This is a genomic window from Vibrio sp. B181a (assembly GCF_030248375.1).
GTDB classification, from domain to species: domain Bacteria; phylum Pseudomonadota; class Gammaproteobacteria; order Enterobacterales; family Vibrionaceae; genus Vibrio; species Vibrio campbellii.
Genome location: NZ_JAHGAD010000091.1, coordinates 1 through 15,812, shown reverse-complemented (window position 1 = coordinate 15,812; position 15,812 = coordinate 1). Strand labels below are relative to the sequence as shown.

Sequence of the window (15,812 nt, the reverse complement as noted above, 5' to 3'; positions counted from 1 at the left end):
CCCCCCAAAAAAAAAAAGTTCGAACACCGAGCGATCAGCTTCACCCCTAGTAAGCCCAATCTAACTGAGTTTTTTAACATTTTATTTAAATCATTTTCTCTTTTTAAATTCATGTCGTGAATGACAAAAAAATACACAGCCTGACATTAAACGAGTTGCATTTACTTTATGATGCTTTCGCCTAAAAGTTATACATATCATGGGCTTGAAGTAGATTGAAGACGTTAATGTGAGCTCGTGATAACAACGGAGTTGATGAGCAGCAGTGACGAATAATAACAATGTAACAGAGGTTTATAACGTGAGAAATATCGCTTGGACTGCGAGTAATGTTAATAAATTGTTGGCGACCTTGGCTGTTTCTAGCCTGTTGTCTGGATGTGGTGGTGGTGGGGGCTCTGATTCCACCCCTGCTGCAAAACCTCCAATTGAGAATAAGAAAGATGAAACCCCACCAGTAATCACGTTAGAGGGAGGCAACAGCATCACCGTTTATCTCGGTAATGTGTTTGAGGATCCTGGCTACAGTGCAACGGATAACGTGGATGGTGACATTAGTAAGCGCGTTAAGGTTAGCGACTACAAACAGATAGATACTGGTACTGTTGGCACCTACACACTAACGTACAAGGTCACAGATACCGCAGGCAATGAGGCAACGGCAAAACGAGTCGTTGAAGTTGTTGAAGGCATTGTCTTTAGAGACAGCACGATTACTCTGTATGAGAATGAATACCAGCACCGAATTTGGTATGACGTAAAGTCAGACAACATTGATGCGTCGACAATAACAGTCAAGCTTGCAAACCAATCCACAGCGACGGTTGAGAAAGAACAAGGTAAGGTGCTGGATGTTGAGTTGGTTGAGGTGAAGAATTCAACATCAAAGAGTGGGTACTTTACGCTAGCGATTCATGATGATGAAGAGTTTGAGGGTAAAGAAGTGGTTGTTGCTGAAGTATTTAGCAATGACGTGTTTGTAAAGGAATTGAGTATCGAATTAGATGATACTGATGAAAAAAATATTCCTGGTTACAAGATTTCTGATAAACCACTGTCTGAGATTATCGAACAAGGCCAACGGATTATGAATGATCGTCACATTGCCGTTGGTGATAACTTGTATTCAATTTATCGAATTTTAGAGAAAACTGATTCGCATCATTCTACTAACTGGGACGTGTTTTATTTAATTGCTAAGTATGACCTTATTCAAAAGAAAGAGATCAAGATTGCTATTAATAAAGGAGATTATAAGAATACAGTCAACATGTATGTTGTGGTCAATCAAGGTGAAATTTATTTGTTTGATGAAACGCATCTTTATCGTTTACACAACAGTGACCTTTCTTTGGAGGTGATAAGTGAGGCCCCTAAGGATCTAAATATAGTTCAACTCCAAAGACACGCAGCACAAGTTGTAAATGGTAAGCTTTACCTCTTTTCAGAAGAATCTAACTACAGTTTTGATTTTAAACTGAACATGTGGGAACCGCTTCCGAATCCATCTTTGGATGCTCAAGAACTGGTGTTTGGAAAAGTGGCAGCAACGAGAGTAGTTAACGATAAGATTCATGTTTACTCTACTCAATCTCGAATGATTTTTGATACGACAAAAAATACGTGGTCGGCAAAGGCTCATTTATCGTCATTGGGCTCGGAATTAGGTGTTGATTTTCGATTTATTGGTCAATATGTTTATGACTTTATGGATAAATCCGTTAAAGAGAACAAAGAAACTAAGAAAACAAAAGCTTTTAGAAGATATAGCTTCTCTAATCACCTGTGGGAGAACGGAGAGGAACGTTTGGATGTTGGGCCTTCTAACCCATTCATGTACAAAGGACGTATTTATATGCATACGAGAGCAGAAGACGTTATACTCCCATTTTACTGGGGCGATAACCACTAAACCAGTTTTAATATGAATACCCTAAGCCAGCGCTGTGTCGCTGGCTTTTCTTTAGGTATGGAAAAGTTTTCCTAACCGATTGGCAACTGAAAGGTACTCTTAATTTCCTTTACGGATACGTTGGATTGAATGGCGCTGATGCCTTTCACGCGGCGAATCGCACTGATGCGGTCAAAGTATTCGTCTAAGTCTCGAGCCACCACTTGCACCATATAATCTGCGCTGCCAGCAATGCAGTGACACATTAAGATCCAATCGGTTTCTGCAACAAAGTCTTCAAAAGGCGTGGTGTTTTCTAACTCATGGCTGCCGAGGGTAACCAGAGTAAAACCAGAAACTTGGAAACCGAGTTTTTTACGGTTCAGCTTAGCTGCATAACCCTCAATATAGCCTTCCTCTTCCATCTTTTTCCAGCGTCGCCAGCAGGGCGTTTCACTTAGGTTGACGGTCTCGGCAAGCTTAGAATTACTCATGCGACCATCTTTCTGAATATGGTCAAGGATGGCGAAATCAGTACTATCTAATTCAAAGTTGGTGGATTCTTTCTTTTTTATGGTCATTCTGGAAATAGTCTGCTCAAATTTGCTTTTATCGTAGCTCAGATAGCAATTTTCTTTCTACCCAAATCGTTAGACTGTTCCCATATTCGTTGATTACTTTTTGGGAGAGAGTGCATGAGTGCTCAATTGTTGGCGGCATTTTTGTTGTTTGCCGTTTCTATTTCTTTAACGCCGGGAGCAGGCAACGTCGCGCTGTTAGGTATTTCAAGTCGATATGGGTTTTCTGCGACTGTACCGTTCGTATTGGGTAATGCAGTCGGGGTGATCATCATGTTGGTTGGTGCAAGTGTGGGGCTTGTCAGTTTGTTTACCCTTTACCCAGATTTGTACACGGCGTTAAAGTGGATTGGTGCGGCGTACCTGCTGTATCTCGCATGGTCGATTGCCACAATGGAACTCGATAATGATTCGAATGCGAAAAAGTCAGGCTTTTTATCTGGCGTTTGGGTGCAAATCCTTAATCCAAAAAGTTGGGTTGCCTCGCTAACGGTGTTCTCTCAATTTATCTCGCCAAACAATGATTACCTAACTCAAGTGGTGATCATCATTAGCGTGATGGTGGGAACCGGTGTGCTGGGGATGTTTGCGTGGGCGTACTTTGGCACCGTATTGAACCGCTTTATTCAGTCACCACAAAAGGTGGTGTGGGTAAACCGATGCATGGGCAGCAGCCTAGCGTTAGTGGTGGTGTTTATGCTGAGTCAGCCCGTTTAGGGCAATGCTTCTTGTGGCGTGATGGGAAGGCTCACTATGATTGGTTTAGTCATCTCGTAACTGCGCAATTTCAATCAGGCGGAGTGATTTGATGCTCGGTATGATTCTTCCCACTTCCTAACTGAGAAACCAAGAAAAATGACAGCCGCAACTCTTCAACAAAAACGGATTAAAGCCGTTTGTGATTTCATCGATGAACATTTAGATGAAACTTTAACGCTAGAATCGTTGAGCGAGGTCGCGGTATGTTCCAAGTATCACTTTCACCGTATCTTCAAATCCTTCACAGGTATTAGCGTTATGCAATATGTGCTGCTATCGCGTATGAAACGAGCTTCGTTTCGTTTGGCATTTGAGCCTCAAGTGAGTGTTACCAATATTGCTTTTGAGGCAAGTTTCGAAAGTCTCGAAGCTTTTTCTAGAGCGTTTTCTCGGTTGTTTAAGCAGACACCAACTCAGTTTAGAAAGCAGCCAGAATGGAAGGTTTGGCACAAACAATTTGAATTTAAGTCGCCAACGATTGGAGAACATCCTATGAACGTAAGAATCATTGACTTTGCGAAGAGAGACATTGCTTTTATCACGCATAAAGGTAGCCCTGAACTAGTTTACGAAAGCTCGGCCAAGTTTATTGCTTGGAGAAAAAGCAGCGGGCTCTCGCCAATTAAATCGAGTGAGACATTTGGTATTCCTTATTCTGATCCGAACGACACGCCGGAAGACGAGTTTCGATTTGATATTGCTGGCTCGCATCAAGGTGTGGTGCCAGAAAACACCTATGGTGTGCAATCAGGAACAATTCAAAGTGGGCGTTGCGCTGTCGTGATACATAAAGGCAGCCATCACTCGATAGGGGATTCTATTCGTTACCTTTACCAAACATGGTTACCGGAAAGCGGTGAAACGCTGCGAGAATACCCATGCTTCTTCAAGTACTTAAACTTTGTTCACGAGGTGGATGAGTGTGATTTATTGACGGAAGTTTATTTGCCTATCCAATAGCTTATTAAACACTTAGGTTTGACGTGCGCGCCGAGAAAACGTTATATACCCGTTTCGCTATGGCGCGCCATATTCTCTCTAGCAATTCAGTGGTATCAAGATGAGCTCAACTAAGACCAACTCGACCAAGACCAACACTCGCGTTAATCAACTGAGCTTTGGTTTGCCAAGTGTTTCGCTGGTGTTGGAGCATGTTGAGCTAGAGCCACTCGCTTTGGGTAAAGTTCGCGTGCAAATCGAAGCCACAAACATCAATCCAAGTGACCGATTATCGATTCAGGGAGTAGGGCAGTATCGTCGTACCCATGTACCGCCGCGAGTGCCTGGGTTTGAAGCGGTAGGGCGTGTGGTTGAGATAAACGATCCGCATCAAACCGAATTTCACATCGGGCAAAAGGTGCTGGTGGCACAGAGTGGGACTTGGCAAAGCTATGTCGATGCGCCTGTGGAGAATGTCTTTGCAGTGCCGGAAGAGCTTGATAACGGCTACGCTTGCCAGTTGTATATCAATGCCCTGACGGCTTGGGTGATCACTACTCAAGTTGCCAAGTTAGGCGAAGAGGATGTGGTGATCATCAACGCGGGCAATTCTGCGATTGGTAAGATCTTCGCTCAGTTGTCGCACTCGCTCGGATTTACTTTGATTGCGATAAGCTCCACGCCCGAGCGTTATCCATACGACTCCATTGCAGTGCTAAATAGCAAGCAAGATCTGCAATCTCAAATCGATGCTCGAGACCTGCCTCAACCGAATGTCGCGTTCGATGCCATTGGCGGCAAGTTGGGCACCGAACTCATACAAGTTCTGCTTAGTTCGGGAACGTATATTAATTACGGAACGCTTTCTCTCACCACTTATGAGCCTGCTTTCTTCGCTTGTATGAAGCAGAACAATATCGACTTCAGTACGTTCTTTTTGCGCTATTGGGAAGAGTCAGTTGGTAAGAGCGTTCGCAAACAAGTCTTTGCTGAGATGCTAGAACATTTTGTTGAACGCCGAATACAGCTCGATGTGGATCGCTGCCTTCCGTTAGAACAATTTCAGAGCGCATTCGAGCTGATAGATGATGAGTCGGTTGCGCTGCAAGGCAAAATTATTCTGACCATGCAGTGATTATATTCAAGCTCTTTGAGGTGACTAGGGTATTATTGAAGAATAAAAAAGGGATGGCATTCACCATCCCTTTTTGCGTTTTAGTTGGGGGGTTATCGAGTTGCCTTTAACTCGCGATAATCTCATCCATCAAGCGATCGATTTGCACCACCACTTGTTCGCTGGCATCTTCCATAGCGTTAATTGCGGTCACCATCGCTGACATGTTGCCAGATTTAGCTTGGCTCATTGCTTCACGTCCGCTGTCGTGCACGCCTTTGTGTGGCTCTTCTAGCAGCGCATAGCTTCTTAGGTGGCTGTAGGCTTTGCCATCGCCACGGTAGTACCACTGGCCCAAACGACACTCTGAGTGGCTATTCACCGTTTCACCAAATGCTCCGCTCTGTAGCAAGCGATAAATGTTGTTCTTCCAGATGGCGTGATCAAGTTTCACTGTGTCCAAGAAAGCACGGGTGGATGCAATATGGATCACCTGCTGCATGTGTTCCGATTTCACGACGACTTCGTTCACGATAGAACCAATTTGTGCGGAAGAGGCTGAAACTTCTTCTGCACAGGTCTGGTTTTCATCGATAGAGGTTTTAATCGCGTTGACCTGAGTGAGCACTTGATTCACCAACGAATCAATTTGTTCACTAGCCTCGCTGGCTTTACCTGCCAGGTTTCTTACCTCGTCAGCCACCACCGCAAACCCACGCCCAGCCTCGCCAGCACGTGCGGCTTCAATCGCTGCATTTAAAGCGAGCAAATTGGTTTGATCAGAAATCTCTTGAATCGTCGATACAAGATGAGAGATAGAGGTAGCGGTGTTATCTAATATTTGAACCGATTCAATACTTTGGGAAGCTTGAGTGCTGATCTTCACCGCTCGGTTATCAAGGCGGGCAAGAGCTTGATGCGTTTGTTTAAACATCTCATCAAGTTGTTGCAGCTCTTGGTTTTCATGCGCCATCGACTGTGCGCTTTCAACCATCTCGGTTCGAATGGTTTGGAGCATGTCCCCACCTTTCAAACTGCTCGACATCAACTCGTCGCTATTGTGGTGCTCTTGCTGTGCAGTGCGAACAAGCTGTTGTGTTTCTTGGAGCTGTTTTTCCAGAGCAGTAACGTCAGTTTGGTACTTCTTTTTGAGGTCTGCGATCTCTTGCTTAAGCGCCTCATTTTCCGATTTGATTCGTTTTAATCCAAACATAAATTTTATAAATGTAACGAGATGTTAAAAAATCCATGCTAATCGAGTTGAGTATTTAATACACGATGACATTCATATATTTGCCAAGCTGAATCACACTTTTTCTGTAAGGTTTATTGAAACAAGAGGTATGAACTTCAAAGACTCAGGGCTTAATAATGCTTGTTTAACACGTGTGTCGTAGTGTCCTCATTCTAAAAACAAAACCCCGATAATTGGCGAGCAACTATCGGGGTTCTTTTTATCTCACTTTGCCTATCAAGGCGGAACGAGCGTTATTTGGTATGGAAAATCTGCTCAGTCTCTAGCGACGTCATGGCGCGAACTTGGCGCCAGATGTAGTAGAAAATACCAAACATCATCAACATGCTCGGAATCGCAATCATTGGGTAGCTGTAAAGCGTCAGCTTGCCTAGCTCTTCATTGAATGCAGCAGTACCTGCAGGGCTAGTCACAATCCAAGTCGCAAGGAAGTAGTTCATCGCTGATGAGAATGCGAAGGTACTTGCAAAAAGGTAGTTAGAAGACATTAAGCAGCGCTCGAACGCTTGAGTCTTGCCATTCTGTTCTAAACGCTCGTTGATCAGTGGTAGGTTTAAAACCGTGTCGTTCAAAAGCATCTTCTGCATAAGCGGGTAGCGGGTGAAGGTTGAGCCCAATACAGCGATACCAATCAAACCCGGAATTAACGCTTCTTTTAGCGCCAGCCAACGCGTATCTAACTCTAGCAAGCCGATGCCGCCAGTTAACAGCACACTGATAAAACCAAGTGCAGAAATGAAGTTGAATTTCTTGTTGCGGATAAGGTCCATGCCGCCATACACCAATGGGAACATCAAGGCGACAACCAGTGCCATTGCTGTACCTAGGTGCTCTTCACCACTGAACTTCATCAAAATGAATGAAGGGATGATGACGTTAAACAGGAGCTCGAATAGGGGATTCGACTTTTTCGCCGTGGTGTTACTCATAACTTTACTGACTCTACTATGTCGGCTGAATTTTACTTTGGGGGAAGTGTTCTACTCCTTGCGTCAGATGTAAAGCCTTAAAGCCCCGAGTTGTGTAACGACTTATGAAATAAACAGCGAATGAGCCCACATTGGGCAAGGTTTTAGGTGTTATTGGGTAAGTTAACGAGGCCTACCTGAAGCGGGTAAGCCTCTTTGTCTTTTGAGGCGAGAAGGGGAGTTATTGGTCGCCTCTAATCACACTTAACCCTTTGTCTATCAGCTCTTGTGTTACTACGTCAGACAGATTGGAATCGGTAATGATGCCGTCTAATTGCTCGATATTTAATGCATGAAAGCTGGCAATTTGGCCGTATTTGGTGGAGTCAGAAACAAGGTAGTTAGTTTGTGCCGCTTTGATGATGGCCTTTTTCACAAGGACTTTGTTTTCGTTTGGCGTTGATAAGCCCTTCAAACTCCAAGAAGACGTCGAGATAAAGGCAATATCAATGTTCAATCCGTTCAAGAACTCTGCGACTTTTCCACCAACTGTGGATTGGTTCTCACGATCAATTTTGCCCCCAGTATGGTAAAGCTCACATTGACTGTGCGTCATCAGGAAACCCGCAATAGAGAAGTCATTGGTGATCACTAATAGATCGTCACGATCCGCTATTTGATGGGCGATCTCTAGAGAAGTGGTTCCCGCATCCAAGTAAATCGTCGCGTCTTTGCCAATTAACGTGGCAGCAAGTTTGCCAATTTGAACCTTCTCATCCGCTTGTTGCTCGACTTTAGCGTCATGGGAAAGCTCAGAATGTAAAGCCTGAGCCAGTTGCACTCCACCAGAAACAGAGACGACTTTACCTGAGGATTCCAGTTTCACGATGTCACGGCGAATGGTCATATGTGATACGCCAAGGTGGTCGGTTAAATCTGAAATGCTTAACACTTCTTGGTGTGATAACAGGGACAAGATGGTTCTTTGACGTTCTGCTGGGATCATGATTTCACTTCTATATTCTTGTTTTTCAGTATCCTACCAACCTTTTCGCTTTTTGTGAATATCTGTGAATATATGTTCTTAACCTAATAAGCCTTGCCCTCCCTTGTGTTAACTGATCGGGTTATCTCTGCCCATAAAGGGGTAAATATCACTCCTTTGTTAATTTGTGTGAAAAAATGTGATTTAAAGCGAAGTCTCGGATTAGTGCTTCACATATAATCACACCAACTAAACAAGAATTAACAAAATTCAATTTACCAAGAAGGCATTGTTGTTATGAGCGAAGTTCAATCTGTCGGTGTTATCGGTTTAGGCTCTATGGGAATGGGCGCGGCGAAGTCATGTGTGCGTGCTGGCCTTGATGTATATGGTTTCGACCTGAATCCTAGTGCTTTAGAAGAGCTGGGTGCATTTGGCGCGAAAGCGGTTTCTACCAACGCAGTCGAGTTTGCCGATCAACTTGATTCTGTGTTGGTTTTGGTTGTGAATGCGGCGCAAGTTAACACCGTATTGTTCACAACAGGCCTTGCGGCTGCGCTCAAGCCAAACACGCCTGTCATGGTATCGGCAACTATCTCGGCAGAAGATGCCAAGCAAATTGAAGCCAAATTGGCTGAGCACGGTCTTGTGATGCTTGATGCTCCAGTGTCTGGCGGCGCAGTAAAAGCAGAAGCTGGTGAGATGACGATTATGGCGTCGGGTGCACAAAGCACATTTGATGCGCTGGAGCCTGTATTGAGCGCAACGGCTGCCAAGGTATACAACATTGGTGAAGCTGTAGGCCTTGGTGCGACAGTGAAAATCATTCACCAACTGCTTGCGGGTGTGCACATTGCAGCAGGTGCCGAAGCGATGGCGCTTGCCGCTCGTGCAAACATTCCATTGGATTTGATGTACGATGTGGTGACTAATGCCGCGGGTAATTCTTGGATGTTTGAGAACCGTATGAAGCATGTCGTCGACGGTGACTACTCGCCGAAATCAATGGTCGATATCTTCGTTAAAGACCTAAACCTTGTGTCAGATACCGCGAAAGATCTGAAATTCCCTCTACCACTTTCCAGTGCCGCTCTAAACATGTTTGTAAGCGCAAGCAATGCGGGCTTTGGTCAGGAAGACGACAGTGCTGTTATCAAAATCTTTAACGGTATTGAGCTTCCTGGTGTGGAAAGCAAAGACAAATAAGCGCAAGTAAAGTGGAGAAGTAATTATGTTATTAGGTGTTATTGCAGACGACTTTACTGGTGCGACTGATATTGCCGGATTCCTTGTAGAAAATGGCATGCGCACCGTGCAGCTTAACGGCATTCCAAAGCAAGAGGTTGATATTAATGCCGATGCGGTTGTGATCAGTCTTAAATCTCGCTCTTGTCCTGTCGATGAAGCAATCAACGATTCGGTGGCAGCGCTGAAATGGCTAAAGGCCAATGGTTGCCAGCAGTTCTACTTTAAGTACTGTTCAACTTTCGACAGTACAGCTGAAGGTAATATTGGTCCTGTTACTGACGCGTTGCTAGCCGAGCTAAAAGAAGGTTTCACCATTGTTTGTCCTGCGTTGCCGGTTAATGGCCGCACGGTTTACAACGGCCACCTGTTTGTATTCCAAGACCTGCTCAGTGATTCTGGTATGCGCAATCACCCAGTGACGCCAATGACAGATTCTAGCTTGATTCGCATGATGGATGCGCAGTCACAAGGCTCATCTGGTTTGGTGAACTTCCAAGTGATTGAGCAAGGCTCCCAAGCGGTGTCTGAGCGATTTGAAACCCTCAAACAACAAGGTGTTCGCTATGCTGTTGTCGATGCATTCAATGCCGATCATCTTGTGACGCTCGGTCAGGCAGCGAAATCTCTCAAACTGGTTACCGGTGGTTCTGGCCTTGCTGCGGGGATTGCTAAGAACTGGGCAGAACATCTTGCCGATCAAAGCGATGCTAAGAAAGCGGGCAATCCAACCAAGGCGCCGACGGTGGTGTTCTCTGGCTCATGTTCTGTGATGACCAATCAACAAGTTGCCGTTTACAAACAACAAGCACCGCACTTCGCGATTGATGTGAAAGCCTGCCTTACCGATGAAGCGTACTCAAATCACGTGTTTGATTGGGTGATGACCAATATCGACAGTGAATTTGCTCCGCTGGTTTACGCAACCGCAGAGGCAACGGCTCTAAGAGCCATTCAAGAAGAGTTTGGCGCACAAGCCTCTAGCCATGCCGTTGAGCAATTCTTCAGTCAGTTGGCTATCAAACTGCAGCAACACGGTGTGAAGAACTTCATCGTTGCTGGTGGCGAAACATCTGGCGTTGTTACGCAAAGCCTCGCGGTAACAGGGTTCCATATCGGTCCTCAAATTGCGCCGGGCGTGCCTTGGGTGAAATCCGTCGATGGCGAGCTTTCACTGGCGCTGAAATCGGGCAACTTTGGTGATGAGCATTTCTTTGCCAAAGCGCAGTCGCTTTTTGAATAACAGGAGTTGTGATGAATAAAGACTTAATGACAGAGCAGCAACTGCGAGATCAAATGGTGACCATGGCTCGTTCTATGTTTGAGCGCGGCTACGCAACGGGCGGTGCTGGTAACTTGTCTGTGAAATTACCTAATGGCCATTTTTTGGCAACGCCTACGGGTTCCTCGTTTGGACGTTTAGTGGCAGAAGAACTGTCTGTAGTGGATATCGATGGCAACCATATCTCGGGTAAAAAGCCGTCGAAAGAAGTGGCATTTCACCTAGCCATTTACCGCAATAATTCGCAATGCAATGCCATCGTGCATTTGCATTCAACGTACCTAACGGCGTTGTCTTGCCTTGAAGAGTTAGACCGCGCCAATGCCATCAAAGCATTCACACCTTACTTTGTGATGCGCATTGGTGAGCTACCAGTGATCCCTTACCTGCGTCCGGGGGATCCACAAATCGCAGAAGAGCTCGCACAACGTGCTGGTGACTATCGTGCCTTCTTACTGGCTAACCACGGCCCGGTCATTACAGGCACAGACTTTGAAGATGCAGTAGACAACGCTGAAGAGCTGGAAGAAACCGCAAAACTGGCGTTCATTCTTAAAGACAGCAACATCCGCTACCTAACGGATGCCGAGGTTCAAGACCTAAAAGGGAGAGGTAAATAATGGCTAAGTTCGCAGCAAACCTAACCATGTTATTCACAGAAGTGCCGTTTTTAGAGCGTTTTGAGAAAGCGCATCAAGCGGGATTTAAAGCGGTAGAGTACCTCTTCCCATACGCATTCGAGGCGCAAGAACTGGCCAACAAGATGGAACAATTCGGTTTTGAACAAGCACTCTTCAACATGCCTCCGGGTGATTGGGATGCTGGCGAACGTGGCTTCGCCGCAATTCCGGGCCGAGAGGATGAGTTTAAGGCGAGTGTCGATACTGCGCTGATGTACGCCAAAGCACTGAAGTGTAAAAAGGTTCACGCTATGTCTGGCATCGTTGATTCCCGTTTTACTCGTGAGCAGCATATTGAAACCTTCATCTCAAACATTCGTTATGCTGCGGATAAGTTTGCCGAGCAAGGTGTTGAGCTGATGATAGAGCCACTCAACAATCGCGATGTACCGAACTACTTTGTCGCCCATCAACGCGAAGCGGTCGAGCTGATTAAGCAAGTGGATCGTCCAAACGTAAAACTGCAACTCGACCTTTACCACGCTCAAATTATGGATGGCGACCTAAGCACATTAATTCGTGAAGTCGCTTCTTACACCGGCCACATTCAAATAGCCTCCGTACCTGAAAGGCATGAACCGTCAGAAGGTGAGTTGAACTACCCACACCTGTTCAACGTGTTGGATGACTCAGGTTATCAAGGCTGGATCGGCTGCGAATACAACCCAAGGCACAGTACTGAAGAAGGTCTTGGTTGGGTTCGTCCTTACCTCTAATAAAAATACTTATAACAATTTCAGTTGCTTGCGCAACAACGTGTACTAGGTGATGAGAGTTCATCGCCTAGCCGCACGCACCCTACAGAATCAGAAACAAAAGGAACATAAAAATGGATGGAGCATTAATCGGCATTGTCATCGGTATTCTTGCCATGATGGGAATGATCATAAAAACACGTATTCCAGTCGCATTGGCAATGGTTATTGCGAGCATCATCATGGGTCTATTTGCAGGCATGGCGCCAAAAGAACTCATTGATGCTATTAAAGCGGGCTTCGGCGGCGTGCTAGGCGGAATTGGTTTGATCATTGCCTTCGGTGTCATCATGGGCGCGTGTTTTGAGCGCTCTGGTGCGGCGGTTCGTATGGCGAAAACCTTCGTTAAGATCTGTGGTAAAGGCCGTGAAGACTTGGCGCTTGGTTTCACTGGTGTGCTGGTGGCAATCCCGGTTTTTTGTGACTCTGCGTACATCATTTTGCACTCTCTTGTTCGCGCAATTTCACGAGATACGGGTAAATCTGCCGTTGGTCTTGGTGTGACGCTCGCACTTGGTCTGCTTATCACTCACGCACTTGTGCCGCCAACACCGGGTCCTGTTGCGGTAGCCGGTATTCTTGGTGTCGACCTAGGTGAGTACATGCTGTGGGGGCTAATGGTGTCTGTACCTATGATGCTGCTCTCGATGATTTACATCCGCCGTGTGGGTAATGAATACTACCGCGTACCTAACGGCGATGGCTGGATCACAAACCAAGCGGATTGGGCAAACTTAGAAAAAGTAGAAGCAACGGACGACAAAGAGCTGCCAAGTAACTTCCTTTCTTTTGGTCCAATTCTTGTTCCAATCGCACTTATTCTTATCAACACACTTGTTGGCTCAGGAGACACGTTCCTTCATACGGCATTGTCGCTGCTTGGTAACCCAGTTGTTGCTGTTGGCCTTGGCGTACTAATGGCGTTGTACGGTCTAACTCGCAACATCGACCGCAAAGACATGGTTGGCTCGATGGACGATGCGCTATCAACAACGGGTCTTATCCTAGTGGTAACGGGCTGTGGTGGTGCAATGGGCGCGGTACTTAAAGCGTCTGGCGCAGGCCCACAAGTGGCAGAAGCTATTGCTAGCAGTGGTATCCCACCACTACTTGTGCCATTGGCTATCGCGTCTATGCTTCGATTGATTCAAGGTTCGGCGACAGCATCGATGATGGTTGCTGCGACAATGACGCTACCTCTAGTCGAGACATTAGGTCTGGATCCTGTATTCGTGGCACTGGCGTGTGCGGTTGGCCCGGTTGGTTTCTCACACCTTAATGACTCTTACTTCCACATCATCAACCGTACGCTAGGTATTACAGAGTTGGCAGACCAAATTAAAATCTGGTCAGTATCGTCAACCGTGGCGTGGGCGATTGGTGCATCGATCATCATGGCGCTAAACCTAGTATTCGGTAAGGGCGGCACGCTCATCGACCCACTGGTACCAATCTTAGTGCTTGCGGCCGTCATCGTTTGGATGAAGTCAAAAAGCAACAAGGCAGCGAAGCCTGAATTAGCCGCTAGCTAATCACTCGCTCAAGGTAAAATGTTCAAAGCCCCTAGCTGAAAAGTTAGGGGCTTTTGGGTATCTAAGACGCTGCTCTTTCTGGATAAAAGAGAGATAAAGGTTAAGCTCTTAATTCGTCGAGTTACGCAATTTTGGGTCATCCGTCAGGTATTCTACAAACTCGATTTCAAAACCGGCAGGGTCAACAAAATAGACGTTCTTTCGGTATGGCTCATCCGCGCCGGATTGGGCGATTGGGTAGCCCGCTTCAACCAGTCTTTTCGTCACCGCGTCAACGTTATTAGTAACATAAGCGAAATGCGCTAACCCAACTTGATGACCATCTAAATCGCGATTGTTGCCTTCGCCGTGGTCGCTCAACGCAATGTATTGGTACTCATCGCCAAAGTGCAGCCAGTTTCTGTGCTTACCGCTCCATGTGCCTTCCCCTTCATCACGCACATACCAATGCGGAAAGGCCACTTGGTAAAACTTCAGCATTTCAGGGATGTCTTTTACCACTAAGTTCACGTGTTCTAGCTGGATCATGGTGTGCTCCTTTTTGTCATTTTCTAGCCAACGATGAACATGCTAAAACCTCAAGTTAAGTTTAGGTAAAGGGCTTTTTTGGAATTTTTTATATGAGCTTCTTGAAGCTTTATAGAAGGAGAGGTTAGGTGGGGGTTGTGGTTTGAGGCTGAATGTTGGGTCAGGTGCTTGCAACCTTCTTCTACCTTTTGTTTGTTCGCGCTTTGGCTAATGATTTGGATCGAGCTTGTGGTGAGTAGATTCCCAGTCTCACCTAGGTTCGCGGGAATGACGGAAAGAGAGAACTAAACGAACAGCGTCATTCTGAAGGAGCCTAAGCGAGTATTCAGAATCTATATCCAGCGCGTTGTTATGCTTACCGTGTGAATTGAATTATCCGTGATCGCAGAACCAGTCCCTCCCCTTTGAGCTCTGCGTGTTGGGAGCTTGGGAGCTTGATACAAGGGGAGGTTAGGTGGGGTTGGTGGTTTGAGGTTGAATGTTGGGCTAGGTGTTTGCAACCTTCTTTCACCTTTTAGTCTTCGTGTTTTGGCTAATGATTTGGATCGAGTTTGTGGTGAGTAGATTCCCAGTCTCACCTAGGTTCGCGGGAATGACACGGAGAGAGCGCCAAACGAACAGCGTCATTCTGAAGGAGCCTAAGCGAGTATTCAGAATCTACTTCCAGCGCTTAGTTATGCTGACAGTGTGAATTGAGTTATCCGCGAGTGCAGAACCAGTCCCTCCCCTTTGATCTCGGAGTATTGAGAGCTTTGGAGTTTGATACAAGGGGAGGTTAGGTGGGGTTGGTGGTTTGAAGCTGAATGTTGGGTTCGGTGCTTGCAACCCCCTCCAACTCCCCCTTTTCTCGACTTTGTTTGCCAAGCACTTGGATGTGGTGTTCAAGGGGGAGGGGATTCTTTGTTGCGGTAAGCTCAGTGTTTTCCCGCCGTCATTCTGAAGGAGCCTAAGCGAGTATTCAGAATCTACTTTCAGCGCGTTGTAATGTTGTATTGTGAATCGAACTATCTGCGAACACGAAACCAGTCCCTCCCCTTTGAACTCGGTGTTTTGAGATCTTCGAGGTTTGATACAAGGGGAGGTTAGGTGGGGTTGGTGGTTTGAAGCTGAATGTTGGGTTAGGTACTTGCACCCCCCCCCTCCAACTCCCCCTTTTCTCGACATCGTTTGCCAAGCATTTGGATGTGATTATCAAGGGGAGGGCATTCTTTGCTGCTGTGAGCCCAGTGCATTCCCATCGTCATTCTGAAGGAGCCTAAGCGAGTATTCAGAATCTGTTTTCAGCGCGTTGTGATGCTGACTGTAGTGGTCAAGTAAAACTGGCCACGGTTTTATGAGGAAACCAGAACTGTCGTTCTGAT

General features: G+C 46.1%; 14 protein-coding genes. 9 read left to right on the top strand and 5 right to left on the bottom strand.

Translation table 11 applies throughout. The features are described from left to right. Nucleotides 1–265 precede the first annotated feature (265 nt). On the top strand, nt 266–1,912 hold the full coding sequence (locus tag KIO97_RS24525) for a DUF5011 domain-containing protein (RefSeq protein WP_285384220.1): 1,647 nt from the start codon (nt 266–268) through the stop codon (nt 1,910–1,912). A 71-nt stretch (nt 1,913–1,983) separates the two neighbouring features. Here the strand turns inward: KIO97_RS24525 and KIO97_RS24520 are convergent, their stop codons facing one another. Further along, complete coding sequence (locus KIO97_RS24520; RefSeq protein ID WP_285384221.1) at nt 1,984–2,466, bottom strand: Lrp/AsnC family transcriptional regulator; 483 nt, start codon at nt 2,464–2,466, stop codon at nt 1,984–1,986. A gap of 120 nt (nt 2,467–2,586) precedes the next feature. Here KIO97_RS24520 and KIO97_RS24515 point away from each other — a divergent pair, with 120 nt between their 5' ends. The 3 genes from KIO97_RS24515 to KIO97_RS24505 all read left to right on the top strand — a co-directional run bounded on the left by KIO97_RS24515 (nt 2,587) and on the right by KIO97_RS24505 (nt 5,302). Continuing rightward, nucleotides 2,587–3,186, top strand: a complete 600-nt coding sequence (locus KIO97_RS24515) for a LysE family translocator (protein WP_005429054.1) — start codon at nt 2,587–2,589, stop codon at nt 3,184–3,186. A gap of 138 nt (nt 3,187–3,324) precedes the next feature. Beyond that, nucleotides 3,325–4,188: a GyrI-like domain-containing protein gene (locus tag KIO97_RS24510; RefSeq protein ID WP_285384219.1), complete on the top strand. Its 864-nt coding sequence runs from the start codon at nt 3,325–3,327 to the stop codon at nt 4,186–4,188. A 100-nt stretch (nt 4,189–4,288) separates the two neighbouring features. Further along, nucleotides 4,289–5,302 (top strand): zinc-dependent alcohol dehydrogenase family protein, encoded by a 1,014-nt coding sequence (locus KIO97_RS24505; RefSeq protein ID WP_285384218.1) that lies wholly within the window; start codon nt 4,289–4,291, stop codon nt 5,300–5,302. 106 nt (nt 5,303–5,408) lie between these two features. Here the strand turns inward: KIO97_RS24505 and KIO97_RS24500 are convergent, their stop codons facing one another. From KIO97_RS24500 to KIO97_RS24490, 3 genes are all read right to left on the bottom strand, one after another. Then, complete coding sequence (locus KIO97_RS24500) at nt 5,409–6,494, bottom strand: methyl-accepting chemotaxis protein (RefSeq protein WP_285384217.1); 1,086 nt, start codon at nt 6,492–6,494, stop codon at nt 5,409–5,411. A gap of 275 nt (nt 6,495–6,769) precedes the next feature. Beyond that, nucleotides 6,770–7,465 (bottom strand): VC0807 family protein, encoded by a 696-nt coding sequence (locus KIO97_RS24495; RefSeq protein WP_285384216.1) that lies wholly within the window; start codon nt 7,463–7,465, stop codon nt 6,770–6,772. A 220-nt stretch (nt 7,466–7,685) separates the two neighbouring features. Continuing rightward, nucleotides 7,686–8,450 carry a DeoR/GlpR family DNA-binding transcription regulator gene (locus KIO97_RS24490; protein ID WP_021018345.1) on the bottom strand — a complete coding sequence of 255 codons (765 nt, stop codon included), beginning with the start codon at nt 8,448–8,450 and terminating at the stop codon, nt 7,686–7,688. Nucleotides 8,451–8,726: 276 nt separating this feature from the next. On the opposite strand from KIO97_RS24490, the gene ltnD reads away from it, so the two are divergent. The 5 genes from ltnD to KIO97_RS24465 all read left to right on the top strand — a co-directional run bounded on the left by ltnD (nt 8,727) and on the right by KIO97_RS24465 (nt 13,923). Continuing rightward, complete coding sequence (gene ltnD, locus KIO97_RS24485) at nt 8,727–9,635, top strand: L-threonate dehydrogenase (RefSeq protein WP_285384215.1); 909 nt, start codon at nt 8,727–8,729, stop codon at nt 9,633–9,635. A 25-nt stretch (nt 9,636–9,660) separates the two neighbouring features. After that, nucleotides 9,661–10,917, top strand: coding sequence for a 3-oxo-tetronate kinase (otnK, locus tag KIO97_RS24480; RefSeq protein WP_285384214.1), 1,257 nt, complete (start codon nt 9,661–9,663; stop codon nt 10,915–10,917). An 11-nt stretch (nt 10,918–10,928) separates the two neighbouring features. Beyond that, nucleotides 10,929–11,576, top strand: coding sequence for an aldolase (locus KIO97_RS24475; protein ID WP_029388722.1), 648 nt, complete (start codon nt 10,929–10,931; stop codon nt 11,574–11,576). Then, complete coding sequence (gene otnI, locus KIO97_RS24470) at nt 11,576–12,352, top strand: 2-oxo-tetronate isomerase (RefSeq protein ID WP_039554179.1); 777 nt, start codon at nt 11,576–11,578, stop codon at nt 12,350–12,352. The genes KIO97_RS24475 and otnI overlap by 1 nt, the downstream gene beginning before the upstream one ends. 113 nt (nt 12,353–12,465) lie before the next feature. Further along, nucleotides 12,466–13,923 carry a GntP family permease gene (locus tag KIO97_RS24465; protein ID WP_285384213.1) on the top strand — a complete coding sequence of 486 codons (1,458 nt, stop codon included), beginning with the start codon at nt 12,466–12,468 and terminating at the stop codon, nt 13,921–13,923. A 108-nt stretch (nt 13,924–14,031) separates the two neighbouring features. Here KIO97_RS24465 and KIO97_RS24460 read toward each other — a convergent pair whose 3' ends face one another. Beyond that, nucleotides 14,032–14,451: a VOC family protein gene (locus tag KIO97_RS24460; protein WP_038888732.1), complete on the bottom strand. Its 420-nt coding sequence runs from the start codon at nt 14,449–14,451 to the stop codon at nt 14,032–14,034. Nucleotides 14,452–15,812: the final 1,361 nt, after the last annotated feature.

Coding starts and splice junctions, on each gene's coding strand:
- KIO97_RS24515 (WP_005429054.1), top strand. CDS start 2,587: ATGAGTGCTCAATTGTTGGCGGCATTTTTGTTGTTTGCCGTTTCTATT.
- KIO97_RS24510 (WP_285384219.1), top strand. CDS start 3,325: ATGACAGCCGCAACTCTTCAACAAAAACGGATTAAAGCCGTTTGTGAT.
- KIO97_RS24505 (WP_285384218.1), top strand. CDS start 4,289: ATGAGCTCAACTAAGACCAACTCGACCAAGACCAACACTCGCGTTAAT.
- KIO97_RS24500 (WP_285384217.1), bottom strand. CDS start 6,494: ATGTTTGGATTAAAACGAATCAAATCGGAAAATGAGGCGCTTAAGCAA.
- KIO97_RS24495 (WP_285384216.1), bottom strand. CDS start 7,465: ATGAGTAACACCACGGCGAAAAAGTCGAATCCCCTATTCGAGCTCCTG.
- KIO97_RS24490 (WP_021018345.1), bottom strand. CDS start 8,450: ATGATCCCAGCAGAACGTCAAAGAACCATCTTGTCCCTGTTATCACAC.
- ltnD (WP_285384215.1), top strand. CDS start 8,727: ATGAGCGAAGTTCAATCTGTCGGTGTTATCGGTTTAGGCTCTATGGGA.
- otnK (WP_285384214.1), top strand. CDS start 9,661: ATGTTATTAGGTGTTATTGCAGACGACTTTACTGGTGCGACTGATATT.
- KIO97_RS24475 (WP_029388722.1), top strand. CDS start 10,929: ATGAATAAAGACTTAATGACAGAGCAGCAACTGCGAGATCAAATGGTG.
- otnI (WP_039554179.1), top strand. CDS start 11,576: ATGGCTAAGTTCGCAGCAAACCTAACCATGTTATTCACAGAAGTGCCG.
- KIO97_RS24465 (WP_285384213.1), top strand. CDS start 12,466: ATGGATGGAGCATTAATCGGCATTGTCATCGGTATTCTTGCCATGATG.
- KIO97_RS24460 (WP_038888732.1), bottom strand. CDS start 14,451: ATGATCCAGCTAGAACACGTGAACTTAGTGGTAAAAGACATCCCTGAA.